Below are 25099 nucleotides of genomic sequence, written 5' to 3' on the forward strand. Positions count from 1 at the left end.
CTTCCCTCCCCCGGAACGCAAGACGCCGCCAACGGGGGTCCGTTAGCGGCGTTTTGTATGTTTTATCATCGTTTTGAGAGGATACGTTATTGGTTCTTTATTAGGTTTGGCGGTGACCTACTCTCCCACACCTTAAGATGCAGTACCATTGGCGCAACCGTGCTTAACGGCCGAGTTCGGGAAGGGATCGGGTGTTTCACTGGTGCTGTGACCACCAAACCGAATAAAGAACCAATCCAAGTCAAGTCTTACTGTGATGTATGCTTTTGATTATCCGTAGAGGTCTAACTTCTACTGGATCAAATCAAGCCTATCGGACCATTAGTACCAGTCAGCTGAACGTGTTGCCACGCTTACACCTCTGGCCTATCGACGAGGTAGTCTACCTCGGTCCTCAGGGATACCTTGTTTTGAGGGGGGCTTCCCGCTTAGATGCCTTCAGCGGTTATCCTGTCCGTTCATAGCTACCCAGCACTACCGTTGGCACGATAACTGGTCCACCAGTGGAACGTTCACCCCGGTCCTCTCGTACTAGGGGCAACTCCTCTCAAGTATCCTACACCCACGGCAGATAGGGACCGAACTGTCTCACGACGTTCTAAACCCAGCTCACGTACCTCTTTAAACGGCGAACAGCCGTACCCTTGGGACCTGCTCCAGCCCCAGGATGAGATGAGCCGACATCGAGGTGCCAAACACTGCCGTCGATATGGACTCTTGGGCAGTATCAGCCTGTTATCCCCGGCGTACCTTTTATCCGTTGAGCGATGGCCCTTCCACTCGGGACCACCGGATCACTATGGCCGTCTTTCGACTCTGCTCGACTTGTCAGTCTCGCAGTCAGGCTGGCTTCTGCCATTGCACTCAACGAGCGATTTCCGACCGCTCTGAGCCAACCTTCGCGCGCCTCCGTTACTCTTTAGGAGGCGACCGCCCCAGTCAAACTACCCGCCACACAGGGTCCCGGATCCGGATAACGGACCGCGGTTAGACATCAAGCAGAGCAAGGGTGGTATCTCAAGGGAGGCTCCACTGTAACTGGCGTTACAGTTTCAAAGCCCACCACCTATCCTGCACATGCTCGGCCTAATGCCAATGTGAAGCTGTAGTAAAGGTGCACGGGGTCTTTCCGTCTAACCGCGGGAAGCCTGCATCTTGACAGGCAATTCAATTTCGCTGAGTCGATGTTGGAGACAGCGGGGAAGTCGTTACGCCATTCGTGCAGGTCGGAACTTACCCGACAAGGAATTTCGCTACCTTAGGACCGTTATAGTTACGGCCGCCGTTTACCTGGGCTTCAATTCGGAGCTTGCACTCCTCCTTTTAACCTTCAGGCACCGGGCAGGCGTCAGACCCTATACGTCGTCTTGCGACTTCGCAGAGCCCTGTGTTTTTAGTAAACAGTCGCCACCCCCTAGTTTGTGCCCCCAGTCAATACTTGCGTAGAAACTGGGCCTCCTTCTCGCGAACTTACGGAGGTATTTTGCCGAGTTCCTTCAACATCGTTCTCTCAAGCGCCTTGGTATACTCTACCTATCCACCTGTGTCGGTTTAGGGTACGGTCTTGCAGGAGGGCTATTTCCAGGAACCTCTTAGCAGCCCATTCAATCCGATAAGGATGAACTACCTTCGAGATCCGTCACCACTCCACGGCCCAGGAATATTAACCTGGTTCCCATCGCCTACGCCTTTCGGCCTCGGCTTAGGGGCCGGCTTACCCTGCTCAGATTAGCTTTAAGCAGGAACCCTTGGATTTTCGGCGAGGGGGTCTCTCACCCCCTTTGTCGCTACTCATGTCATCATTCTCACTAGTGATCTCTCCACGGGATCGCTCACACGCCCGCTTCATCGAAAGCTCCTATCCTCAAAGGATCTGCGAACAGATCTAATGAGGAATGGAACTATGTCACACTACGCTCTGCTACCGCGTACACATAAGTGCACACCCTAAGCTTCGGCTCATGGCTTGAGCCCCGGTACATCTTCGCCGCAAGACAACTTATTTAGACCAGTGAGCTGTTACGCTATCTTTAAAGGATGGCTGCTTCTAAGCCAACCTCCTGGTTGTTTTGGTCGTCTCACCTGCTTTCCCACTTAGCCATGAATTAGGGGCCTTAGCTGTAGGTCAGGGTTGTTTCCCTCTCCACAACGGACGTTAGCATCCGCTGTGTGTCTGCCATATAGTACTTCCCGGTATTCGGAGTTTGATTAGGATCAGTAAGGCTGTATGCCCCCATTACCCATTCAGTGCTCTACCCCCGGGAGTATTCGTATGACGCTCTACCTAAATAGATTTCGCAGAGAACCAGCTATCTCCGAGTTTGATTGGCCTTTCACCCCTAGGCACAGCTCATCCCGATCTTTTTCAACAGATGTGGGTTCGGTCCTCCAGTGCATGTTACTGCACCTTCAACCTGGCCATGCCTAGATCACTCGGTTTCGGGTCTGATCCACCTAACTCATTCGCCCTATTAAGACTCGCTTTCGCTGCGCCTACACCTAACGGCTTAAGCTTGCTAGATAGACCAAGTCGATGACCCATTATACAAAAGGTACGCCGTCAGCCCTCAAGGGGCCTCCGACTGATTGTAGGCGTTCGGTTTCAGGTACTGTTTCACTCCCCTCGTCGGGGTGCTTTTCACCTTTCCCTCACGGTACTGGTTCACTATCGGTCAGTAAGGAGTACTTAGCCTTCGAAGGTGGTCCTCCGATCTTCAGACAGAATTTCACGTGTTCCGCCCTACTTAATACGTCCAATCATGCTTCATATACGGGACTATCACCCACTATGGTTGCGCTTCCCAACGCATTCTATCCACACTCATGGCTCGGCTGGTCCCCGTTCGCTCGCCGCTACTAGGGGAGTATCAATTGATTTCCTTTCCTCCGGGTACTTAGATGTTTCAGTTCCCCGGGTTTGCTTTTATAAACCTATGTATTCAGTCTATAAATACCTGTTTCAGAACACTATAAATAACCGAAGTTATTATAATGAACTGTCAGGTGGGTTCCCCCATTCGGAAATCTCTGGGTATAACGGCTATTCTCACCTTCCCAAAGCTTATCGCAGAGTATCACGTCCTTCATCGCCTCTTACTGCCAAGGCATTCACCAAACGCCCTTCTCGCGCTTGATTTGATCCAGAAGAAGACAGACCTTTTGTATATCTGCCGTCTTACCCCGAAGGGCAAACTGGACCAAAAGCATACTTTCCCGCGCTTCCTAACTGTTCCGAAGAACTGGATCGCAGATGTCGGTCTTTGATCCGTTAAGAAGCACATTTGTTCAAACTTACGTTCAAACACACTCAAGTCCGTGCAGGGCTTGAGTGTTGGTTAGTGTACTTGACTTGGACAACACCGTCATTTCAGCAGCGATATCGAAGAAGGTCCGAGGAAAGGGACCAAAATCAACCGCTTCCCGAAGGAAGAACCGCTGAGGCACCACGCACTTGTGGGACCAACAGTGTTGTTTATTGTATTCTCTCTAAACGATGTAAATCAGTGTGTCCGTCATCCTTGCGGGTGACTTGGACGAACGTCCGATTGGACGGTTAAAAACCCAAAGGTTCTTAACGGTCAAATCGACAGGCAGGGAATGGTGGAGCCTAGGAGATTCGAACTCCTGACATCCTGCTTGCAAAGCAGGCGCTCTACCAACTGAGCTAAGGCCCCATATAAATGGTGGGTCGAGGAGGACTTGAACCTCCGACCTCACGCTTATCAGGCGTGCGCTCTAACCACCTGAGCTACCGACCCTTACCAGACCGGCAGGTCTGTCTTTGATATGTATTGCACTGAAGAGATATGAGGACGGCCTGGTCCGTCTGATATAGATCGGCAAAGGTACCGATCTGTTGCTAAGTGTATCCACGATAATCGGCGAACCGATCATACTAGGTACATCCTTAGAAAGGAGGTGATCCAGCCGCAGGTTCCCCTACGGCTACCTTGTTACGACTTCACCCCAGTCGCTGATCCTACCGTGGTCCGCTGCCTCCCGAAGGTTAGCGCACGGCCGTCAGGTAGAACCAACTCCCATGGTGTGACGGGCGGTGTGTACAAGGCCCGGGAACGTATTCACCGCGTCATGCTGTTACGCGATTACTAGCGATTCCGACTTCATGGGGTCGAGTTGCAGACCCCAATCCGAACTGAGACATCTTTTGGGGATTAACCCACTGTAGATGCCATTGTAGCACGTGTGTAGCCCAACCCGTAAGGGCCATGAGGACTTGACGTCATCCACACCTTCCTCCCGCTTATCACGGGCAGTTTCTCTAGAGTGCCCAGCCGAACTGCTGGCAACTAAAGATGTGGGTTGCGCTCGTTGCCGGACTTAACCGAACATCTCACGACACGAGCTGACGACAGCCATGCAGCACCTGTCACTGATCCAGCCGAACTGAAGGAATAGATCTCTCTAAACCGCGATCAGGATGTCAAGGGTTGGTAAGGTTCTGCGCGTTGCTTCGAATTAAACCACATGCTCCACCGCTTGTGCGGGCCCCCGTCAATTCCTTTGAGTTTTAATCTTGCGACCGTACTCCCCAGGCGGAATGCTTAATCCGTTAGGTGTGTCACCGAATAGTATACTACCCGACGACTGGCATTCATCGTTTACGGTGTGGACTACCAGGGTATCTAATCCTGTTTGCTCCCCACACTTTCGTACCTCAGCGTCAGTATCGAGCCAGTGAGCCGCCTTCGCCACTGGTGTTCCTCCGAATATCTACGAATTTCACCTCTACACTCGGAATTCCACTCACCTCTCTCGAACTCAAGACTAGCAGTATTAAGGGCAGTTCCAGGGTTGAGCCCTGGGATTTCACCCCTAACTGACTAATCCGCCTACGTACGCTTTACGCCCAGTAATTCCGAACAACGCTAACCCCCTCCGTATTACCGCGGCTGCTGGCACGGAGTTAGCCGGGGTTTCTTTACCAGATACTGTCATTATCATCTCTGGCGAAAGAGCTTTACGACCCTAAGGCCTTCATCACTCACGCGGCATGGCTAGATCAGGCTTGCGCCCATTGTCTAAGATTCCCCACTGCTGCCTCCCGTAGGAGTCTGGGCCGTGTCTCAGTCCCAGTGTTGCTGATCATCCTCTCAAACCAGCTATAGATCGTAGACTTGGTAGGCCATTACCCCACCAACTATCTAATCTAACGCGGGCTAATCCAAATCCGATAAATCTTTCCCCCGAAGGGCGTATAAGGTATTACTCTCAGTTTCCCGAGGCTATTCCTTAGATCTGGGTATATTCCCACGCGTTACTAACCCGTCCGCCGCTCACTCCGAAGAGTGCGCTCGACTTGCATGTGTTAGGCCTGCCGCCAGCGTTCGTTCTGAGCCAGGATCAAACTCTCAAGTTGAAAAGCAATTGCTTGCTTATCCTTGACGTTCGAACCTCTGCACATACTGTGTCCCAACCAGGGTAGGTTGGGAACGTTCCGATCCGACCGGCTGGTCGGATCTACTTCTGTTTGTTGTGCTAAAGTTTACAAAAGTAAACAAAAGCCGTCCAAACAGTGAAGCTGACTATCCATCATCGCTTAGCTCCGAAAAGCCTCGCTAGGTAGTTGGATATATGTGCAGTTGTTTGTTCATCGAAATGAACCAAACCGCCCACATATCTCTTCAGATACCATCAATGTCAAAGAGCGTGGCCCCCGAAGGAACCGAGACAAAATCAACCGGAAGCGCCCAAATCTTGTAGCGCAACCTGCCAACTAAACCTCTGATTTTTAACCAAACTTTGCAGTCTCTTGCGTCTCTCGACCCCGTCGTCCGCGCCACTTAGCGTCCCGTCCTGCGCCTCAGCGCCGCCGGTGAAGTGGGTTCTAGGCTTGTGCGCCGGAAGCCGCAAGTGCTTTTTTTCAGAAATGTGCATTTTTTTCGATGATCCCAGTTTTTTCTTTAAAAATGGGGGCTTGCGGCAATCAATGACAAGCAAGAGGCCGCCTGAGCGCAATAAAGTTTACGCTCACATGTCAGGAAACCCAGCATTCATGATGTTATCCACAGACTCAGTGCTGAATTTGCTGAGACTCGAAGGAATCTCCGGACAAAATCAGCTGAATCACCTGCGATGAATCAGGGTTTAGGATCTGCGTGCCAGATTCTAAGCAGGATTGGCTGAATCACGGGCTGGGAAATTGCGAGCACGCTGTTTCCGGCGCGAGTCGTATACCCGCCATCCCAGCAGAGCTAGAATGACAGCCATATATAGAAGTGACTCCAACTCCCACGTCTTCCCCACCATGATATAGTGAATGCCGCCCAAAGCAGCGGTTGGGTAAACCAGCTTATGAAGCTTGCGCCAACGTGGTCCCAATTTACGAACGGACATATTGTTCGAGGTGATCGCCAAAGGCGCCATCAGAATAAACGCGCCCATGCCCACCGTAATGTATGGCCGTTTAACAATGTCCTTCCAGATCTCGGACAAGATCTGAACATCCAGCACAAGCCAAACCAATAGATGTGCCGAAATAAAATAGAAGGTTAGAACTCCGATGGCGCGTCGAAAGCGAATCAGGTTGATACCTGTGATCGCTCTGAGCGGTGTGATCGCCAATCCAAGGATCAAGGCCTGCAAACCCAGCTCGCCCAGTTCGTGCTCAAGAGACTTCACCGGATCGATGCCCATCGCCCCGCTGACCGCCAAGTAGAACAGCCAAGCAGGCCAAAGCAGCCCCACCGTATATACGGCCCACACGGGAAGCTTGCGAGCAGCTGTGTTGATATGGCTGGTCATCATGCTCATCAGAAGTTCTTAGAAAGATCCATACCAGCATACAGACCAGCGACTTCTTCTTCATATCCATTGAACATCAGCGTCTCTTTGCGCTTGGCAAACAGCCCACCACCAATCGTACGTTCAGTGGCTTGCGACCAACGCGGGTGGCTGACCTCGGGGTTAACATTCGAATAGAACCCGTATTCACGCGGCTGCAACATGTTCCAAGAGGTTTGCGGCTGCTTGTCGGTCAGTGTGACGCGCACGATCGATTTGATCGATTTGAAGCCGTACTTCCAAGGCACCACCAGACGCAGCGGCGCGCCGTTTTGTTTCGGCATGGGCTGATCATAGATGCCCGTCGCCATAATCGTCAGCGGGTGCATCGCTTCGTCCAGACGCAATCCCTCGCGGTAAGGCCATTCGACATTGACCGTGCGGATGCCGGGCATCTCTTCTTCACGCACAAGCGTTTCAAACGCCACATACTTAGCGCCCGATTGCACACCTGCCATATTCAGCAGCTGTTTCAACTCGAACCCGTACCACGGAATGACCATCGACCAGGCCTCAACGCAACGGAAACGATAGATACGTTCCTCTTGCGTAACCGCCTTCAGAATATCCTCAAGACCGTAGCTGCCCGGCTTGTCGACCATGCCATCGATCTGAACAGACCAAGGGTCAATCGTCAGACGATGGGCATATTTGGCCGGGTCTTCTTTACCTGTGCCAAACTCATAAAAGTTGTTGTAGCCCGAGATTTCCTCAAACGTGTTTGGTTCGGCATCAGTTGAATACTTCGACGCACCCAATGCCGGGCCAATCGCCATGCCGGCAAACAACCCTGCAGCCCCGCCCATCAATTGGCGGCGATTCATATAGTCCGCCTTAGGCGTCACATCCGAATATTTCAGCACATTCTTATAGGCCATCACGGGCACCTCGTCTTTTGATCTAATCCTGATCTAAGACGCCGGGCGTGCAAAGCCAAAGCACAATGGCTCACGTCCTCGCCAGAGGTTTGTAACAATTCACGAGGTCGGCAGCTGAACAGAGGGGTAAATCTCGTTCATCGGAACAGATCGCCCGCTGTCCTGCACCAACCGCACATGCCGCCGACGCATCTGGCGCGGCTCGGACACGCCAACTGAATGCGCGATGGTTTCGACCTCTTTGACGATTCCCTTGGCATAGCGAGCGACCTTTACACATTTGTCTTCTGGCACCAGACCCTTTTGGAATCGCGGATCATGTGTGGTGATGCCTGTGGGACAGGTGTTCTTGTTACACTTCAGCGCCTGAATGCAGCCAAGAGAGAACATGAACCCACGCGCCGAGACCACGAAATCCGCCCCGGCGCAGATCGCCCAAGCCACATCACCGGGATTTACCAACTTGCCCGAAGCAATGATTCTGATCCGGTCGTGCAAGCCATGCTTATCCCGCTGGTCAACGATCAACGGCAAGGCTTCACGAATGGGCATCCCAACCAGATCCATCAGCGGCATTGGCGCGGCCCCGGTTCCACCTTCGCCGCCATCAATTGTAATAAAGTCGGGCGCAGCTTCGGGACCACGCGCTTTGATCCGGTCAAACAGATCAGCAAAGGGCTCGACCGCACCCACAACGGTTTTGAACCCGACGGGTTTCCCGGTGACCTCACGAATATGGGCCACCATGTCCAGCAGATCATCCCAGTCATCAATTTCGGGATGCCGGTTGGGCGAGATCGAAGCCTCGCCCTCGCGGATGCCTCGTATCTCTGCAATCTCGGGTGATACTTTCTCGGCCGGTAGAATGCCGCCTTTGCCCGGCTTGGCCCCCTGCGCCAATTTCAATTCGAACATCTTTACTTCGGGATGCGCTGCAGCCTCGCGAAGTTTGTCATCCGAAAGGTTCCCGTCGTGATCGCGTACGCCGTATTTTGCAGTACCGATTTGGAACACAACGTCCCCGCCACCTTTCAAATGATACGGAGACATGCCGCCTTCGCCCGTATTCATCCAGATGCCAGCCTTGGCAGTGCCAATCGACAAAGCCTCGATCGCGGGACGTGACAGGGCACCAAAGCTCATACCGGACAGATTAAAGATGGAACGCGCTTCGTAAGGTGAACGCGCATTGGGGCCGATGATCATTGGGGCGGTTTGAGCGAACTGATTGTCCAGCGGTGGAAAGGCAGCATTCACAAAAACCGGTGTTCCCACCACATTCAGATTCCTGGTCGACCCAAAGGCCAAAGTATTGCCATGCCCCGCAGCTGTATGTTCAACCCAATGCCGTTGCGCACGGTTAAACGGCAGCTCTTCACGATCCATCGCAAAGAAATACTGCCGAAAGAACTCGCCCAGATTTGAAAACAGCGACCGGAAACGCCCAATCACAGGATAGTTCCTGCGAACCGCGTCATGTGTTTGGAACCGATCAACAAAATACAGCACAATGACGACCGCCAGCAAAACGCCAACTGCGAATATCAAAACCTGCGCCAAAAGTTCGATTGCCCAGAACATCGACTGCATCACATTCCCTCCGTGTTGGCGGCGAGTGTAGCGCGCATATCTGTGGGGGGAAGACACAGATGCTGACTTTTATGTGCGGGGGATTCGGCGGTGGCGATTTCCGCTCAACCACACGTTAAGGGATTGTTGGGCGATGCCTTGCCGAAAACTGGATCTGGGATCGGTGGAGCCTCGCTTTCGACCGCATCCGCTGTTTGCACGTGCCGAACTTCGCCTATCGGTAGAGGGAAAAACCGCGACGCTCTGCCGGTTTCATACGTTTTCGCATTTGCCCCTGCATCGCACAGATCGCCGTGTTGTCTTGCCCCTGCGTTTACTCAAGCGCAACAGACATAATCCTAACTCATGGAGCTAAACATGAAACTCGCAACCCTGACCAGCGTCATCGTATTGACCGCAGCAACCGCCGCTTTTGCCGAAGGCATTGATGCCGACGGTGACGGAGTGGTGACGGTGGATGAAGCCGTCGCAATGCACCCGGACCTCACACCAGAAGCGTTCTCGACCGCAGATGCCAATGATGACGGCGTTCTGGACGCCGAGGAACTGGCCGCTGCGCAAGAAGCTGGTTTGATCCCGAACGAAACCTAATTTCCCGCCCACCACTCTCAAATGAAAGCGTCCGCCAGATTCCTCTGGCGGGCGCATCTTTTTAGTGAACCACTGCGTCCTCGGGCGGTTGTCGGTTCGAGCTAGACACCCGATCACCCACAAGCAATCCATCCGCGCCGGCACTGACCGTAATGGTGTCGCCATCCATGACGTCACCGGCCAGCAGCATCTCTGCCAACTGGTTTTGCAGTGCCCGTTGAATGACGCGCTTCAAAGGACGTGCGCCAAAGACCGGATCATAGCCTTCATCGGCCAACCACTTCATCGCGGCCGCATCCAACTCAAGCGAGATGTTGCGGCGACCCAGGCGTTTGGTCAAGCGACCCAGCTGGATTTCAACGATACCGTCCATGTCCTCGCGGCTGAGGCGATCGAAGATGATCGTTTCATCCAGACGGTTCAGGAACTCGGGACGGAAATGTGCCCGTACCGCGTCCATCACATCGCGCTTCGCATCAGAAGCATCCGCCCCATCCGGCAGCTGGCTCAGTGCCTGCGCACCAAGGTTCGACGTCAGTATGATCAGCGTCTGCTTAAAGTCGACCGTGCGCCCCTGCCCGTCGGTCAGGACGCCGTCGTCCAGAACCTGCAAGAGCACGTTGAACACGTCCGGGTGTGCCTTTTCGACTTCGTCAAACAACACAACCTGATACGGCCTGCGCCGTACGGCTTCGGTCAGAACACCACCTTCGTCATATCCAACATAGCCCGGAGGCGCACCGATCAGACGGGCGACCGCGTGTTTCTCCATGAACTCTGACATATCAATGCGCACCATCGCGCTGTCATCGTCAAACAGATACTCAGCAACGGCCTTTGTCAGTTCAGTCTTACCGACACCCGTTGGTCCAAGGAACAAGAACGATCCCAGCGGACGGTTCTCATCATTCAGGCCTGCGCGGGCGCGACGCACGGCATTCGACAGTGCAGTCACAGCCGAGTTTTGACCGATCACACGGCGTCCAAGCTCTTCTTCCATACGCAGAAGCTTTTCACGTTCGCCTTCCAGCATTTTCGAGGTCGGGATACCCGTCCAGCGTTCGACGACAGATGCGATCTGTTCAGGGCGCACGGCTTCTTCGACCATCATGTCGGCCTCAGCGCCTTCTGCGTCCTCAAGCTTTTTCTCAAGCTCAGGGATAACGCCGTAAGACAGCTCTCCTGCTTTCGCCAGATTGCCTTCACGTTTGGCGCTATCCAGTTCCGCACGGGCACGGTCCAGTTGCTCTTTCAGATCACGCGCACCTTCCAGCTTGTCGCGCTCTGACTGCCACTTCGCAGTCAGGCTGGAAGACTTTTCGTTCAAGTCCGACAGTTCGGCCTCAAGCTTTTCAAGACGGTCTTTCGACGCCTTGTCATCTTCGACGCGCAGCGCTTCTGCCTCGATCTGCATTTGCAGGATCTGACGATCCAGCGCGTCCAGCTCTTCCGGTTTCGAATCCACTTCCATGCGCAAACGGCTGGCGGCCTCATCCACAAGGTCGATGGCCTTATCCGGCAAGAAACGGTCCGTAATGTAACGATGCGAAAGCGTGGAAGCGGAAACCAAAGCGCTGTCGGAAATCCGAACCCCGTGGTGAAGCTCGTACTTCTCTTTAATGCCCCGCAGGATCGAGATCGTATCCTCGACGGTCGGTTCTTCAACCATCACAGGCTGGAAGCGACGGGCCAAAGCCGCGTCTTTCTCGACATATTTGCGGTATTCATCCAGCGTTGTGGCGCCCACACAGTGCAATTCACCCCGTGCAAGCGCAGGTTTGATCAGGTTGGCCGCATCCATCGCGCCATCCGATTTACCGGCGCCAACCAGAGTGTGCATCTCGTCGATGAACAGAATGATTTCACCCGCAGCATCGGTAACCTCGTTTAGAACAGCCTTAAGGCGTTCCTCGAACTCACCGCGGTATTTCGCACCCGCAATCAACGCGCCCATATCCAAAGCCATCAGCTTTTTGTTGCGCAGGCTTTCAGGCACATCACCATTGATGATGCGCAAGGCCAAGCCTTCGGCGATCGCTGTTTTACCCACGCCGGGCTCCCCGATCAAAACCGGGTTGTTCTTGGTGCGTCGCGACAGAACCTGCATCGTGCGGCGAATTTCTTCGTCACGCCCGATGATGGGGTCAATTTTGCCCTCTTCAGCCGCCACGGTCAGATCGTGTGCGTATTTCGACAGGGCTTCATAGCTATCTTCGGCGCTGGCACTGTCCGCTGTGCGGCCTTGGCGCACCTGATTGATAGCGGCGTTCAATTTCATGGCGTCAATGGCACCTGCATCCAACGCGTCACGCGCGCCGGATTTCACGACTGCCAAGGCCGTCAACAGCCGTTCGACCGGAACAAAACTGTCGCCCGCCTTTTTGGCCAGCTTCTGCGCTTCGTCAATCACGCTGGCGGTTTTGTTATCCATATAAACTTGGGCACCATCGCCGGTGACCTTGGCCAGCTTACCAATCGCCGCATCCACAGCCGCGCGCACGCGATCCGGCGCACCGCCCGCCTTGGTGATCAAGTTGGCGCTCATGCCCTCTTCATCGTCCATGAGGGCTTTCAGCAAATGTTCGGGAACCAGTCTTTGGTGATTTTCGCGCATGGCGATGGTCTGTGCAGCCTGAATGAAGCCGCGCGACCGCTCAGTGAACTTCGACAAATCCATGTCACTCTCCTTTTCAAGCGCCCTTCTTGCAGATGCCCGCCTATGCAGCACATCTATTAGGGCCTTGAGATTAAAATGGGGTTTGGAAGGTGAAATTCAAGACGATTATGTGCGACAGATTTGCGTTTTTCGGTGCATAGGCGTAGGAACTCGCGAACCGGAACGGAGACCCCAGACATGACCGATGATCGTTTGATTGTAGCCCTTGATGTGCCCAACGCCCTAGACGGGTTGAAACTGGCGGAAACGCTTGGCGATGATGTGGGCTTTTACAAGATCGGCCTTGGCATGCTGACGGGTGGTGGACTTGCACTGGCCAATGAGCTGAAGGCCGAGATGGGCAAGAAGATCTTCTTGGACATGAAGCTTTTTGACATCGGCAACACAGTCGAGGCTGCCGTGCGCGGATTGGCTCAGTTCGATCTGGATTTTCTGACGGTGCATGGCGACCCACATGTGGTGCGTGCCGCCGCAGAAGGCAAAGGTGGCAAAGACATGAAGATCCTTGCCGTGACCATCCTGACATCTCTGGATCGCAGTGATCTGGATGCAGGCCTGATCAAACCCGGTGACATCCAGGACCTAGTCTTGGAACGCGCCGCCCGCGCCATGGAAGCAGGAGCCGATGGTGTGATCGCCTCCCCACAAGAGGCTGCACTGATCCGCGCCCTGCCCGAGGCGGCTGGGAAGCTGATTGTCACCCCCGGCGTGCGCCCAGCAGGTGCGGATCTAGGGGACCAGAAACGGATCGCAACACCAGCGCAGGCGATTGCGGATGGTGTGGATCACATCGTGGTTGGCCGGCCCGTTTGCAACGCAAAAGACCCTCGCGCAGCGGCACAGGCCATTTTGGCCGAGATGGCGTCCCCGCAAGCGCAAAAACCCAACGCTTAAACTGAAACGCCCCGCCAAAAGACGGGGCGTTTTTTCTTAGTTTTGATCGGCCTTACATCTCGTTGATGTCAGTGTCCCATGTTTTAGCCTGCCCTTTGCGCACACCAAAGGCGCGGCGCATGCCAAGCCATGCCAGCAGAGAGATCACGGCAAAGATCACCAAAAGCAACGGCAGTCCGGTTGTCAGCCCAAGCAGCAAAAGCAACCCGACAATCGCGGCGCCAACCGCAAATCCAAGGAAGATGAAACCGGGCGCCAAAATCTCTAAGATTCCCAACGCAATCGCGGCTGCGATCCACGCCCACCAGACTGACCAAAGCATCACGCTTTTCCTTTCAACAGTTTGAACGCATCGCCAAAGGCATCAAGCGCGTGGGCAGGCAGGATAATGGTTTGCTTACCTTCACCTGCACCCACAGCAGTCAGAGCTTCGACTTGTTTCAGGGCAACTTGATATTGTGCAGCTTCGATACCGTTTTCCTTGATCGCCTTCGCCACGACCTCGGTCGCATAGGCTTCTGCATCCGCAGAGATACGGCGGGCTTCAGCCTCTTTCTGAGCGGCGTATAGCTCGGCGTCGGCGTTCAATTCAACGGCGCGGCGCGTACCTTCGGCTTCAGTCACCTGTGCGCGACGGGCACGTTCAGCATTCAACTGCTGCAACATCGCTTCACGCGTGGCGGTATCAAGGTTCACATCCAGAATCTCGGCCCGGGTGACTTCGATACCCCAATCATCCACTGAATCTGCAACTTGCTTCTTGATCTGAGAGATCAGCTGCTGACGGTTAGACTGAACTTCGTCCAGCTCCATCTCACCGATCCCTGCACGAACGATACCGGCAACAGTCGTTGCAATCGCTGCATCGACGTCACGAATCCGGTAAACAGTCTTTTCCGGTTCAAGGATGCGGTAAAACACACTGGTTTCAACCTGCACCAGCACGTTGTCCGAGGTGATGGCGTCCTGACTGGCTGTTGGCAACTGGCGCTCAAGGATCGACACCTTGTGACGCACCCGATCCAGAAACGGCACGATAAAGTTAATGCCCGGCCCAAGAACAGACTGCAGGCGGCCGAATCGTTCGACCACATATTTCTCACTTTGAGGAACGATTTTTACGCCCCGAAATACTGTAATAATCAGAAATGCGGCCAGCAGTAGCAAAACAATACTGCCGCCGCTCATACCGGTAATAATCTCGTCCATTAAGATTGCCTTTCACTGTCCACGTCTGGTTGATAAATGGGGATGAAATGCCTGAATTTCAACTGCTAATGCGCGAAATCGCCTTCAAACCCGCCCGAACACGCGGTTTGAAATGCGCAATGGCGCGTGGGTCGTTCAGCCAGTCTTCCGGGGTAAAAAGGCGCCAGCATTGGCCCTCGTCACCCAGCTTTATTTGATCTTGAGCTTCGCTGGGTAAAATCGCCCCGAACCACCATGAAAACCGTCCCGGCTCATGCGGGCTTTCAAAGCTTTTCTTCCAGATCAATTGATCTGGTTCGATCTTCAAAGAAAGCTCTTCCTTCGTTTCGCGCAAAACACAGGCTTCGGGGCTTTCATTCCCTTCTGGCCCACCGCCGGGAAGGTCCCACATGTCAGGAAACGGGATATCCGGACGATCATCCCGTAGAAGCGAGACAAGCTGCCCGTCAATCAGCAAAACCAGTTTTGCCCCTATGTAGTCATTGGCACGCATTGGCTGCAGACTAGGCCTGTTCCCCGCGTCATGCATCCGCTAATTTCACGGCATGCCGTCGTTATGTCGTAAATGCCTTACCCAGTTCGAAACGGGCCGCCGATGCCCGTCCTGTCGCAGTCCGCGTGTGCTTTCTCACCCGGAACTGTTTGATCTAAGCATCGCGCATATGGATTGCGACGCGTTCTACGCGTCGGTCGAAAAACGCGACAACCCGGATTTGGCGGACAAGCCCGTTATCATTGGGGGCGGCAAGCGTGGGGTTGTTTCGACAGCATGTTATGTCGCGCGCATTCGTGGTGTTAAATCCGCGATGCCAATGTTTCAGGCCCTAAAGCTTTGCCCAGACGCGGTCGTGATCCGCCCGCGCGGCAGCCACTATGCCGCCGTGTCCAAACAAATCCGCGCGATTATGGACGAACTTTCCCCTGCCATTGAACCCCTGTCACTGGACGAAGCGTTTCTGGACATGACTGGCACGGCTCAATTACACGGCGCACCACCTGCAGTTATGCTTGCCCGTTTGGTGAACCGGATGGAGGAGGAAGTGGGCCTGACCGGTTCCATCGGGTTAAGCCACAACAAATTCCTAGCAAAAGTCGCATCCGACCTGGACAAACCCCGCGGGTTTTCTGTGATTGGCAAATCCGAGACCATGGAGTTTTTGCGTGACAAACCCGTTGGGCTGATCTGGGGTGTCGGAGGCGTAAGCCAAGCGCAGCTTGAAAAAGCAGGCGTTCACACATTTGAGGATCTTCTGAGATGGGAAAAAGAGGATCTGATCGCGCGGTTTGGCGGCATGGGGGAACGCTTGTGGCATCTGGCACGCGGACAGGACAGGCGGCGCGTGTCGGCCCATGCGCCGATCAAATCGATCTCAAACGAAACCACGTTCTTCGAGGATACCGCAGACCCAGACTTGCTGGACGGCCACCTTTGGCGCTTGTCCGAGAGCGTCTCGGACCGGGCAAAGGCACGGGATATGGCCGGGCAAGTGGTTACTCTAAAACTGAAACGCGCCGACTTCCGGGCGCTTAGCCGTCAGAGCAATCTAGGGGACATGACGCAATCTGCAGACCGGATCTATCGAACGGTACGCGCGCTTTTGAATACCGTTCTGGACAAGGGCCCATTCCGTTTGATCGGGGTTGGACTAAGCCATATTGGTCCAGCGACCGAAACCGACGTCACCCAAGACCTTTTGGATCCCAATGCCGAACAGCGTCGACAGGCCGAAAAAGCGACCGACAAGATACGGTCGCGATTTGGCAAGGATGCCATCATCAAAGGGCGTGGATTGCGTTAGGCGCGCTATTCTGCGGCAAGCGCAGTGTCTTGACGGCCAATCTCAGCAATCTGAGCGATCACAGAAAACAGACGTTGTTGCAGCTCTGCAAATCGATGGTTCGGCTCTATTGTAACTTCATTCATATAAAGGGAGCGGTCGATCTCGATCTGGACAACATGATGCCCACGATTTGGTCGCCCATAGTGCTGAACCATATACGCACCGGCAAACGGAATATTGCGTGCCGTCCTGAACCCGGCTGCTTGGAAAGCAGCTTCCACAGAATCGACGATTTCCGAATTGGCAGAAGCCCCAAACCGATCACCCAAGACAATCTCGGGCGTCTCCTTTTTGGCCCGGCACAAATTCGACAGCGCCTCGTTCGGCATCGAATGGCAATCCAACAAAATGGATTGGCCGTGCTGAGCTACGCTTTGATCCATCAACTGCTTCAGCATGTTGTGATAAGGGTGCCAATGCGCGTTCAAACGCTTCTGTGCGGCCCCCAACGTCATCTTGCCGCGATATATCGCGCGCCCACCGGCGACGACACGGGGAATCACGCCAAGACCCGAAGAAATCCGCGGGTTTAATGTTGTGCGCCGCAGCCCGGCAATCAATGCAGGATCAAGTTCATCCGCCCCGCGATTCAAATCAACATATGCGCGCGGAGTATTCGCGCAAAGAAACGGCGCACCGCATTCAGTGGCAAAGGTGTAAAGCTGATCAACGAAGGCGTCCTCGGAGGATCGAATAGTACGCTCATCCAGAACGGATTCATTCAGGAATGAGACTTCATAATTCCGACCGCTATGAGGCGACGCAAAAATGACGCTCGTGTCCCGGAACCTCGGGCGATATAACGAAAATGTCTGTTCGAGCATCTTTGCCTCCTACGTTCTTTATAAAGTAAAAATCTCTTGCCAAAAGCCCTTGCGCAGCACCCCGACTCCTTTTATAGCAACCCGAACCGGCGCGGGAATTCCCGCGTCTCGTTGTTTGGATCGGTCTTCGGTGGCTGGTTCAAAGAAGATTTCAGGGCGATTAGCTCAGCGGTAGAGCACTTCGTTGACATCGAAGGGGTCACTGGTTCGATCCCAGTATCGCCCACCATGAACCGCCTGACGGCCATAAGGTCGAAAGGTTAACTGAAGCCAAGGCGCAACCGCAGCGCCGCGTAGAAGGAGAAGGACCATGAAAGTTCGCAACTCGCTCCGCTCGCTGAAAAATCGTCACCGCGATTGCCGCGTCGTGCGCCGTAAAGGCCGCGTGTACGTGATCAACAAAACGCAGCGTCGGTTCAAAGCCCGTCAGGGCTAATCGCTTCAGCAGCGTTACAGAAAAAGCCGCCCAGTGGGCGGCTTTTTTGTTTTGGGTTCAAGGAATTACTTACAGGTCAACGAACTCCAATAAGCAATCTGACCAAAGTCTCTTTGTTGATAAAGCCCGTGGATTTCAATCCACGGCTTTTCTGGAACTGCCGTATAGCTGTGCGCGTCTTTGCGTTGAATGTCCCATCTACCGGGCCGGGCTTAAAACCCATGCCAGCGAGACGTGTTTCAACAAGCGATCGCATCTGCGCATTCTTCAGTACTTTCTTTTCGACTGCGAGCGCTGCTTTTCGATCTCGCTTACGCTTCAGATCTGCTACCTTCTTGGTCGCCAGGTCAGCAAATTTACCTTTCGGATAGGTCTTCAGATAGGACTGATAAGACTTAAGCGTGTTTACCTCTTTGGCTTTATTCCAAGCACGACGCTCTTTCTGACCCACGCCGGATTCCGAAGTCCGCTCCCATTCATCAAGCTTGGTCTGCGCTTTGTTTGCGAACAGACCATCTGGATAACGTTTCAGGTAGGCAAACAGGCCACGTATGTCACCGTTTTTGCCGGTTTTGTTCCAATAGGCACGGTCTTCTCGCTCTAGTGCTTCCTGCCGTTTGCGAGCCTCTTCTTCAAGGATCGCTGCGCGTTTATCGGCCATAGACCCCAGCAAACGGATCTGTCGCAGGTTAAGAAAGCCACTATCCCGCTTGTCTGCATCCCGCTGCCAATCCGCGATGGCTGTACGTGTCCCACGTCCGAAAATCCCATCAATCGACCCCGGATCATAACCAAGCAATGCAAGATCACGTTGAACGTTGCGGCGGTCTTTGCGCGTCAGATTCAACTCACGCTCCAACCGTTCGGCCTTTGAAATCTCAGGTTTCGTATAAGGTGAAGCATCGGACAGGTAGCCGTAAGGGGTTACGGCCGGAAAGTTCGCGCGCAGTCTGCTTGCCATGCGCGTGCCTTCAACCAACGCAACCCGATCAACAAAACGCGCCAATCCTTTTGCTGGTCCGACCAGAACCGTTACACCTTCAGGGGCATCAATTTCGCCAATTCCTGGTGTAAGCCCTTGACCCAAATCAGTTCCCTGGCCTTGTGGCGCAAGCAATACCAAAGCGCTTGCTGGGAAGTTTGAGGCCGTGTTCAAAACCGCGCTTAGCGGAACTGCTGTCGCACCAATACTAAGATCAGATGGTGCATCCCCATAGCGCGTGATCAGCCAGGTTTCTTCTCCATCCGTGGCAAAGCGACCAGCAAGCATAATCAACACACGCTCGGCGTCTTGTGCATCTTCACGAAACTCCGCGATGGTGTCCCAAGTGTTTTCGGCACGTTCAGATTCGCTGAGCTGAAGGTCAAAGCCAGCTTGCTCAAGACGATCAGCAAGAACGTCGGCCCGCTCCACACCCGGCACGCCATCATAATATCGATAGTCTTCTTGTGAAACGATAAGCGCCGCATCCTGAGCGTTCGCCTGCGTTGCAGCGCTCAAGAGCGCAACAACTGAAATTGTTTTCCGAAAATTCATACTGACTGCCTCCACCAATCTATCGCGCCCAAAGGCGCGTCTCACAGACATTGTGGCGGCATTCCCTTTTATCTCAAAGGGGAAAACAATTCTATTCACAGCACTGAAGACCAAAAGGCTGGCCAAACGCAAATTCAGACAGTGATCCGATGATCAGTCGTAGACGCGTTGATCGTCGATGACGATACCGTCATTGGGCAGGCTGCCCGGCGCAACCAGTTCGATCTTGCCTTTCAGCTTCAACGTCTCGGCGACCGATTTGGCGTAGGCGTCTGCGTTGCCTCCGTCGGCCTCAACCTTCACGGTCATTGCATCCATCTCGCCGTCACGTGTGGCCACCACACGCGCCTTCGAGATCTCGGCGTGTTTGGACACGAAATCCGCAACCTGTTCCGGGCGCACAAACATGCCCTTGATCTTGGCGGTCTGATCGGCGCGTCCCATCCAACCCTTGATCCGCATGTTGGTACGGCCACAGGGGCTGACACCCGGAAGCACGGCAGATAGATCGCCGGTGGCAAAGCGGATCAGCGGATAGTCAGGGTTCAGCGATGTCACAACAACCTCGCCCACTTCACCAGGAGCAACCGGGTCCCCGGTGCCGGGGCGGACGATTTCGACGATCACACCTTCGTCAATAATCATGCCTTCCATCGCGTCGCTTTCATACGCAACGTTGCCAAGATCGGCTGTGGCGTAGCTTTGCAGGCAGGTGATGCCGCGATCTGCATATTCCTGACGCAGGCTGGGGAAAAGTGCCCCGCCACCCACGGCAGCTTTGGTGATTTTCAGCTTCACGCCGTCTGCATCTGCACGATCAAGGATGATCTTCAGATAATCCGGCGTGCCAGCGTAGGCAGTGGTGCCGATATCAGCCGCCGCACGCACTTGCAGTTCAGTCTGACCAACACCTGCGGGCACAACAGCCGCCCCAACAGCGCGTGCACCATTTTCAAAAATCATGCCAGCCGGGGTCAGATGATAGCCGAAGCAGTTCTGAACAATGTCGCCCTTCCCGATGCCACATGCATTCAAGAAACGCCCCATGCGCCACCAGTTATGGCCGACACCGCCGGGTTCATAAATCGGACCGGGGCTTTGGAAGATATGTGCGAACTCATGAGTTGGTAGCGCGCCGAACCCACCAAGCGGTCCACTGGCCGCCTGCGCTTTGCCAATCTCGGACTTGCGCAGGACTGGCAGCGTCGACAACGCCTGTGACGAGGATACGCTTGCTGCATCGACGTCCGCCAGAAGGCTGGCATATCCGGTCAGCGCCTTTGCGCGGGCAATCTGTTCGGGCAAAGCGGCGGCGATGCCTGCTGTGCGTTCATCTTCCGAACGGGTCTCGAGCGCGTCAAAATAGTTGGACATGAGCATAGCCTCTGTCTGCGCCGACGGTGATCGGCGGTTTAATCGTGAAAATTATTTGTCACCTGAGAAGGCAGGCCGAATTAGGCCAGCCAACGCTTACGGCGGCGATACGAGCGTACATCGCGGAAGCTCTTACGGCCCTCATCCGACATACCAAGGTAGAATTCTTTAACGTCTGGGTTTTCGCGCAGTTCGGCAGCAGGGCCGTCCATCACGATGCGACCATTTTCCAGAATGTAACCATAGTGGGCGTACTTCAGCGCCACATTGGTGTTTTGTTCAGCCAATAGGAAGGTCACGCCCTGCTCTTCATTCAGACGCTTCACAATCTCGAAAATCTGCTCCACCAGCTGTGGGGCCAGACCCATCGAGGGTTCGTCCAAAAGGATCATGTCAGGGTTGGACATTAGCGCGCGGCCCATGGCCACCATCTGTTGTTCACCACCCGAAGTGTAGCCAGCCTGCGATTTGCGGCGTTCGGCTAAGCGGGGGAAATATTGATAGACCATGTCCAGATCTTTCGCGATCGCGGCGCGGCCATCGGTGCGTGTATAAGCACCGGTCAAAAGATTTTCTTCCACGGTCAGGTGCTCAAAGCAGTGACGGCCTTCCATCACCTGAATGACACCACGCTTCACCAGATCGGAAGGATTCAACTCGGCGATATTTTCGCCCATGTGGTCGATCGTACCTTTGGTTACTTCACCGCGTTCAGCCTGAAGCAAGTTCGAAATCGCCTTAAGGGTCGTCGTCTTTCCTGCACCGTTACCACCAAGCAATGCGGTGATACCGCCCTTGGGAACAGACAGGCTTACGCCTTTCAGCACGAGGATCACGTGATTGTAGATGACCTCGATATTGTTGACCTCAAGCAGGGTCTCGTCGGTCTTAACAGCGTCCAGCATATCAGGTCGTCCTGTTTGAATTCGTTTCGTTGGGGTCGCCCGGGCCCGAAGGCCCGGACGTTTTCGCTCACGCCAGCTTAGTTACAGCCGGGAGTGATGTTGTTTTCCGAAGCATAGGCTGCCGAGTCTGCGTCGATCAGCGGCTGGATCACTTCCATGTCCGAAGCACCGAAGTCCGAAATCAGCTTCCAAGAACCAGCGGCTGCGTCCCATTGCTGGATCGCACCGGTACCCGGGCCACCGTGGTTTTCACAGCTTACGGTGAACTCTGGACCAAAGCCGCCCATGCCCAGTTCGGTCATGCGTGCTTCGGTGATTTCCAGTGCTTCCATACCGTCACGCATTTGCGCTGCGGTAATGTCGGCTGTGCCGTGGATTTCCTGTGCTTTCTTCGCGGCCTCGGCCAGCAACATCGCGGCGTAAACTCCACGGTTGTAGATAGCCTTACCGATGTTGTCGCCAGCACCGGCTGCTTTGCCTGAATCCACAACGTATTTCTGGATGTCGCCAAAGACCGGATAGTCATCACCAACACCGTGGAAGGTAACAGCCTTATAGCCATTCGACTTGTCGCCAGCTGGCGTCACGTCGTGGTCACCACCTGACCACCAAACGCCGATGAAGTTTTCCATCGGGAAGCGGATGTTGGCGGCTTCCTGAATGGCAACCTGGTTCATAACGCCCCAGCCCCACATCAAGACATTGTCAGGCTTCTCGCGGCGGATCTGCAGCCACTGAGCTTTCTGTTCCTGACCCGGGTGATCAACTGGGATCGCCAGAAGTTCGAAACCGTGCTTTTCAGCCAGACCTTCCAAGGTGCGGATCGGTTCTTTGCCGTAGGCCGAGTTGTGGTAAACCAGAGCAATTTTCTTGCCCTTGATGTCGCCACCGTTGATCTCCAGCAGGTGGTTCACAGCCAACGAAGCCGCGTTCCAGTAGTTGGCCGGGAAGTTAAAGACGTTCGAGAACACTTTACCGTTCGCAGCCGAGGTACGACCGTAACCAGGCGTGTACAGCGGGATGTTGTCAGCAGTCACTTTGGGGATCAGCTGATAGGTGATGCCAGTCGACAGCGGGTTATAGGCAAGTGCGCCCTGACCTTTGGTCGATTCATAGCACTCAACACCCTTTTCGGTGTTGTAGGCGGTTTCACACTCGGGCACTTGGATGGCTGCGCCACCGATGCCACCGTCACGCTCGTTCAGCAGGGTGAAGTAATCAGCAAAGCCGTCTGCGTATGGAATGCCGCCGGCGGCGTAAGGGCCGGTGCGGTAAGACAGCGACGGGAACACCAGGTCAGCAAGAACCGGGGTTGCCACCATAAGGGCCGTAACACTGGCCGCGGCGATTTTCGTAAATTTCATTTGCTTCCTCCCTAGATTAGCAAATTGTTGTGCCCGTTATGGGTCACGTTGGTTAAATCCTGCGCGCCGTCTCCTCGTGACACGCAGGATATTGGAGTGCGTGGGCCCTTAGTGCGGGAAGGGCCACAAGCGTAGTTTCTCTTTCGTCAAGCGCCACAGTTGCGCCAGGCCGTGCGGTTCAAGGATCAAGAAGATCACAATCAATCCGCCAACCACCATGAACTCAAGGTGGGCCGCCAGATCGGTTGGCCATCCAAGACCACCCACCAGCACGTTCTTCAAAAGCACTGGCAACAGTACCATGAAAGCGGCACCGGCGAAGGACCCGAAGATCGACCCCAGACCACCGATGATGATCATGAAGAGGATCAGGAACGATTTGGCGATACCAAAGCTTTCCCCAGCCTCGGCGGCTCCAAGATAAACTGCAAAGAACAACGCGCCAGCAACGCCAATGAAGAAGGACGATACAGCGAAGGCTGTCATCTTGGCCATCAGCGGGTTCACCCCGATGATCTCGGCCGCGATGTCCATATCGCGGATGCCCATCCACTTACGTCCCATCATGCCGCGGGTCAGGTTGCGTGCAACCCAAGCCAACACCACAACAAAGACAAGGCAGATCATGTATTTTGCCCAAGCCTCAGTATGCGGTCCGGTTACGATCACGCCAAAGACTGAACGTTCTGGTGCGTTGATCTGACCTGATGCCGAGTAGTTGTAGAACCACGGCACTTTGTTGAAGACCCATACAAGGAAGAACTGCGCGGCAAGTGTTGCCACCGCCAGGTAGAACCCCTTGATGCGCAACGAAGGTAGACCAAAGAGCACGCCCACGACGGCAGTGACGCCACCAGCCAGCAGAACGTGGATCACGATCGAGATATCCGGGAAGGCAACCATCAGCTTGTAGACCGCATAAGCGCCCACAGCCATGAACCCGCCTGTACCCAGTGACACCTGACCGGCATATCCGGTCAGAATGTTCAGGCCCAGCGCCGCGATCGCGTAGATCAGGAAAGGCGCAAAGACCGAGTTTACCCAATAGTCATTCACGAAGAACGGAACGACGCAGAAGGCCACGAACATCACGATATAGTAGCCCATCCGATCAAGGCGGATCGGGAAGGTCTGGTTGTCGTCTTTGTAGGACGTTTTGAAATCACCGGCTTCACGGTAAAACATAGATCAAACCCTCTCGATGATTTTTTCGCCAAACAGGCCTTGGGGCCTGAAGATCAGGAAGACGAGTGCTAGGACATAGGCGAACCAGTTCTGGGTAGCGCCGCCGACCATCGGGCCGATTGCGAACTCGAAAAGCTGCTCGCCCACACCGATGATCAGACCGCCGATGATGGCGCCCGGGATCGAGGTAAAGCCACCCAGCATCAGAACCGGCAGAGCTTTCAGCGCAATCAGTGACAGCGAGAACTGCACGCCCGACTTGGCGCCCCACATGATGCCTGCGACCAAGGCCACAAATCCTGCGATCGACCAGACCAGCACCCAGATGAACCGAAGCGAGATGCCTACCGACAGTGCGGCCGAGTGATCATCTGCCACCGCACGAAGCGCGCGGCCCTGCTTGGTGTATTGCGAGAAGATCACCAGCACAGTCACTAGGACGATCGCCACCATTGTTGCCACAAGGTCGAGGTTGTCGATGAAGAAGCCATAGCCGAACCAGCCATAGGTCGTTTCGTCAATGGCCATGTTCATGCCCTGCGGCAGTCCAACGTCAAGCGTCTTGATCTCGGACCCCCACATCATGTCGCCGAAGCCTTCCATGAAATAGGCCAGACCAATGGTCGCCATAAACAGGATGATGTCGGGCTGACCAATCAGGTGTTGCAGGATGTATTTCTCAACCAGCCACGCAAAGAGCACCATGACCCCTGCCGCCAATACGATCGCGATGATCGAGGGCACTTGCCACGGGAAGTGGTGAATATGGGTGCCAAAGATCGCGTTGATCAGGTGGCTGAAAGGCACTTGGCCTTGCTGAATACCCACCAGCGTAAGGGCTGCGAACAGCGCCATAACACCTTGGGCATAGTTAAAGATACCGGACGCCTTGAAGATCAAGACAAAGCCCAGCGCGACGAGTGCGTAGAGAACCCCGGCCATCAGACCGTTCAGGGTAACCTCAATCGCAAAGAGTAGTTGTTCAGGCATGAT

General features: G+C 54.5%; 18 protein-coding genes, 3 tRNA genes and 3 rRNA genes. 5 read left to right on the plus strand and 19 right to left on the minus strand.

Annotated features, from left to right (window positions below; genetic code table 11):
- Positions 1–104: 104 nt before the first annotated feature.
- The 8 genes from rrf to AC0L6A_RS00040 form a co-directional block, all read right to left on the minus strand.
- Positions 105–219, minus strand: a 5S ribosomal RNA gene (gene rrf / locus AC0L6A_RS00005).
- Positions 220–300: 81 nt separating this feature from the next.
- Positions 301–3136: ribosomal RNA gene (locus tag AC0L6A_RS00010) — 23S ribosomal RNA — on the minus strand.
- Positions 3137–3598: 462 nt separating this feature from the next.
- Positions 3599–3674: transfer RNA gene (locus AC0L6A_RS00015), tRNA-Ala, on the minus strand.
- A gap of 7 nt (positions 3675–3681) precedes the next feature.
- Positions 3682–3758 (minus strand) — tRNA-Ile (locus tag AC0L6A_RS00020).
- Between the two features lie 153 nt (positions 3759–3911).
- Positions 3912–5377 (minus strand): 16S ribosomal RNA (locus tag AC0L6A_RS00025).
- The 16S, 23S and 5S rRNA genes sit together here with 2 tRNA genes alongside, the layout of an rRNA operon.
- Before the next feature lie 749 nt (positions 5378–6126).
- Positions 6127–6771, minus strand: coding sequence for a protein-methionine-sulfoxide reductase heme-binding subunit MsrQ (gene msrQ / locus AC0L6A_RS00030; protein ID WP_473291380.1), 645 nt, complete (start codon positions 6769–6771; stop codon positions 6127–6129).
- Complete coding sequence (gene msrP / locus AC0L6A_RS00035) at positions 6771–7679, minus strand: protein-methionine-sulfoxide reductase catalytic subunit MsrP (RefSeq protein ID WP_473291382.1); 909 nt, start codon at positions 7677–7679, stop codon at positions 6771–6773. Before msrP ends, msrQ begins: the two co-directional genes overlap by 1 nt.
- 99 nt (positions 7680–7778) lie before the next feature.
- Positions 7779–9269: an FMN-binding glutamate synthase family protein gene (locus AC0L6A_RS00040; protein WP_473291383.1), complete on the minus strand. Its 1491-nt coding sequence runs from the start codon at positions 9267–9269 to the stop codon at positions 7779–7781.
- Between the two features lie 357 nt (positions 9270–9626).
- Between AC0L6A_RS00040 and AC0L6A_RS00045 the strand changes: the two genes are divergently transcribed.
- Complete coding sequence (locus AC0L6A_RS00045; protein WP_473291384.1) at positions 9627–9860, plus strand: EF-hand domain-containing protein; 234 nt, start codon at positions 9627–9629, stop codon at positions 9858–9860.
- 61 nt (positions 9861–9921) lie between these two features.
- Here the strand turns inward: AC0L6A_RS00045 and clpB are convergent, their stop codons facing one another.
- Positions 9922–12537 (minus strand): ATP-dependent chaperone ClpB, encoded by a 2616-nt coding sequence (gene clpB / locus AC0L6A_RS00050; protein ID WP_473291386.1) that lies wholly within the window; start codon positions 12535–12537, stop codon positions 9922–9924.
- 177 nt (positions 12538–12714) lie between these two features.
- Between clpB and pyrF the strand changes: the two genes are divergently transcribed.
- Entirely contained in the window at positions 12715–13431 is a 717-nt protein-coding gene (pyrF, locus tag AC0L6A_RS00055; protein ID WP_473291387.1) for an orotidine-5'-phosphate decarboxylase, read from the plus strand.
- A gap of 52 nt (positions 13432–13483) precedes the next feature.
- Here pyrF and AC0L6A_RS00060 read toward each other — a convergent pair whose 3' ends face one another.
- Genes AC0L6A_RS00060 through AC0L6A_RS00070 form a run of 3 tightly spaced genes read right to left on the minus strand, consistent with a single transcriptional unit; the run spans position 13484 to position 15133 of the window.
- Complete coding sequence (locus AC0L6A_RS00060; RefSeq protein ID WP_473291388.1) at positions 13484–13753, minus strand: NfeD family protein; 270 nt, start codon at positions 13751–13753, stop codon at positions 13484–13486.
- On the minus strand, positions 13753–14640 hold the full coding sequence (locus tag AC0L6A_RS00065; protein ID WP_473291390.1) for an SPFH domain-containing protein: 888 nt from the start codon (positions 14638–14640) through the stop codon (positions 13753–13755). Before AC0L6A_RS00065 ends, AC0L6A_RS00060 begins: the two co-directional genes overlap by 1 nt.
- 58 nt (positions 14641–14698) lie before the next feature.
- Entirely contained in the window at positions 14699–15133 is a 435-nt protein-coding gene (locus AC0L6A_RS00070) for an NUDIX hydrolase (RefSeq protein WP_473291391.1), read from the minus strand.
- A 52-nt stretch (positions 15134–15185) separates the two neighbouring features.
- Here AC0L6A_RS00070 and AC0L6A_RS00075 point away from each other — a divergent pair, with 52 nt between their 5' ends.
- Positions 15186–16439: a DNA polymerase IV gene (locus tag AC0L6A_RS00075; protein ID WP_473291392.1), complete on the plus strand. Its 1254-nt coding sequence runs from the start codon at positions 15186–15188 to the stop codon at positions 16437–16439.
- Between the two features lie 5 nt (positions 16440–16444).
- On the opposite strand, the gene AC0L6A_RS00080 is transcribed toward AC0L6A_RS00075, so the two are convergent.
- Positions 16445–17305: an N-formylglutamate amidohydrolase gene (locus AC0L6A_RS00080; RefSeq protein ID WP_473291394.1), complete on the minus strand. Its 861-nt coding sequence runs from the start codon at positions 17303–17305 to the stop codon at positions 16445–16447.
- A 154-nt stretch (positions 17306–17459) separates the two neighbouring features.
- On the opposite strand from AC0L6A_RS00080, the gene AC0L6A_RS00085 reads away from it, so the two are divergent.
- Both AC0L6A_RS00085 and ykgO read left to right on the plus strand, forming a co-directional pair.
- A tRNA-Val gene (locus tag AC0L6A_RS00085) sits at positions 17460–17534 on the plus strand.
- Positions 17535–17615: 81 nt separating this feature from the next.
- On the plus strand, positions 17616–17741 hold the full coding sequence (gene ykgO / locus AC0L6A_RS00090) for a type B 50S ribosomal protein L36 (RefSeq protein WP_005850168.1): 126 nt from the start codon (positions 17616–17618) through the stop codon (positions 17739–17741).
- Between the two features lie 76 nt (positions 17742–17817).
- Here the strand turns inward: ykgO and AC0L6A_RS00095 are convergent, their stop codons facing one another.
- The 6 genes from AC0L6A_RS00095 to AC0L6A_RS00120 all read right to left on the minus strand — a co-directional run bounded on the left by AC0L6A_RS00095 (position 17818) and on the right by AC0L6A_RS00120 (position 25096).
- Positions 17818–19278, minus strand: a complete 1461-nt coding sequence (locus tag AC0L6A_RS00095; RefSeq protein ID WP_473291397.1) for a peptidoglycan-binding domain-containing protein — start codon at positions 19276–19278, stop codon at positions 17818–17820.
- 153 nt (positions 19279–19431) lie between these two features.
- Positions 19432–20652, minus strand: a complete 1221-nt coding sequence (locus AC0L6A_RS00100; RefSeq protein WP_473291399.1) for a phenylacetate--CoA ligase family protein — start codon at positions 20650–20652, stop codon at positions 19432–19434.
- 80 nt (positions 20653–20732) lie between these two features.
- Positions 20733–21557, minus strand: coding sequence for an ABC transporter ATP-binding protein (locus AC0L6A_RS00105; RefSeq protein ID WP_473291400.1), 825 nt, complete (start codon positions 21555–21557; stop codon positions 20733–20735).
- Between the two features lie 77 nt (positions 21558–21634).
- Positions 21635–22921 (minus strand): ABC transporter substrate-binding protein, encoded by a 1287-nt coding sequence (locus AC0L6A_RS00110; RefSeq protein ID WP_473291402.1) that lies wholly within the window; start codon positions 22919–22921, stop codon positions 21635–21637.
- A gap of 108 nt (positions 22922–23029) precedes the next feature.
- Entirely contained in the window at positions 23030–24106 is a 1077-nt protein-coding gene (locus AC0L6A_RS00115) for a branched-chain amino acid ABC transporter permease (RefSeq protein WP_473291403.1), read from the minus strand.
- A gap of 3 nt (positions 24107–24109) precedes the next feature.
- Positions 24110–25096, minus strand: a complete 987-nt coding sequence (locus tag AC0L6A_RS00120; RefSeq protein WP_473291404.1) for a branched-chain amino acid ABC transporter permease — start codon at positions 25094–25096, stop codon at positions 24110–24112.
- Between the last annotated feature and the right edge of the window lie 3 nt (positions 25097–25099).

Source organism: Aliiroseovarius sp. D2-2 (genome assembly GCF_055809455.1).

What these genes read in the sequence shown, in the direction of transcription:
- AC0L6A_RS00080 (WP_473291394.1), bottom strand. Translation starts at nt 17,305, where the DNA reads ATGCTCGAACAGACATTTTCGTTATATCGCCCGAGGTTCCGGGACACG.
- AC0L6A_RS00065 (WP_473291390.1), bottom strand. Translation starts at nt 14,640, where the DNA reads ATGGACGAGATTATTACCGGTATGAGCGGCGGCAGTATTGTTTTGCTA.
- ykgO (WP_005850168.1), top strand. Translation starts at nt 17,616, where the DNA reads ATGAAAGTTCGCAACTCGCTCCGCTCGCTGAAAAATCGTCACCGCGAT.
- AC0L6A_RS00095 (WP_473291397.1), bottom strand. Translation starts at nt 19,278, where the DNA reads ATGAATTTTCGGAAAACAATTTCAGTTGTTGCGCTCTTGAGCGCTGCA.
- AC0L6A_RS00060 (WP_473291388.1), bottom strand. Translation starts at nt 13,753, where the DNA reads ATGCTTTGGTCAGTCTGGTGGGCGTGGATCGCAGCCGCGATTGCGTTG.
- AC0L6A_RS00110 (WP_473291402.1), bottom strand. Translation starts at nt 22,921, where the DNA reads ATGAAATTTACGAAAATCGCCGCGGCCAGTGTTACGGCCCTTATGGTG.
- clpB (WP_473291386.1), bottom strand. Translation starts at nt 12,537, where the DNA reads ATGGATTTGTCGAAGTTCACTGAGCGGTCGCGCGGCTTCATTCAGGCT.
- msrP (WP_473291382.1), bottom strand. Translation starts at nt 7,679, where the DNA reads ATGGCCTATAAGAATGTGCTGAAATATTCGGATGTGACGCCTAAGGCG.
- pyrF (WP_473291387.1), top strand. Translation starts at nt 12,715, where the DNA reads ATGACCGATGATCGTTTGATTGTAGCCCTTGATGTGCCCAACGCCCTA.
- AC0L6A_RS00120 (WP_473291404.1), bottom strand. Translation starts at nt 25,096, where the DNA reads ATGCCTGAACAACTACTCTTTGCGATTGAGGTTACCCTGAACGGTCTG.
- AC0L6A_RS00040 (WP_473291383.1), bottom strand. Translation starts at nt 9,269, where the DNA reads ATGCAGTCGATGTTCTGGGCAATCGAACTTTTGGCGCAGGTTTTGATA.
- AC0L6A_RS00115 (WP_473291403.1), bottom strand. Translation starts at nt 24,106, where the DNA reads ATGTTTTACCGTGAAGCCGGTGATTTCAAAACGTCCTACAAAGACGAC.
- msrQ (WP_473291380.1), bottom strand. Translation starts at nt 6,771, where the DNA reads ATGAGCATGATGACCAGCCATATCAACACAGCTGCTCGCAAGCTTCCC.
- AC0L6A_RS00105 (WP_473291400.1), bottom strand. Translation starts at nt 21,557, where the DNA reads ATGCTGGACGCTGTTAAGACCGACGAGACCCTGCTTGAGGTCAACAAT.
- AC0L6A_RS00070 (WP_473291391.1), bottom strand. Translation starts at nt 15,133, where the DNA reads ATGCGTGCCAATGACTACATAGGGGCAAAACTGGTTTTGCTGATTGAC.
- AC0L6A_RS00075 (WP_473291392.1), top strand. Translation starts at nt 15,186, where the DNA reads ATGCCGTCGTTATGTCGTAAATGCCTTACCCAGTTCGAAACGGGCCGC.
- AC0L6A_RS00045 (WP_473291384.1), top strand. Translation starts at nt 9,627, where the DNA reads ATGAAACTCGCAACCCTGACCAGCGTCATCGTATTGACCGCAGCAACC.
- AC0L6A_RS00100 (WP_473291399.1), bottom strand. Translation starts at nt 20,652, where the DNA reads ATGTCCAACTATTTTGACGCGCTCGAGACCCGTTCGGAAGATGAACGC.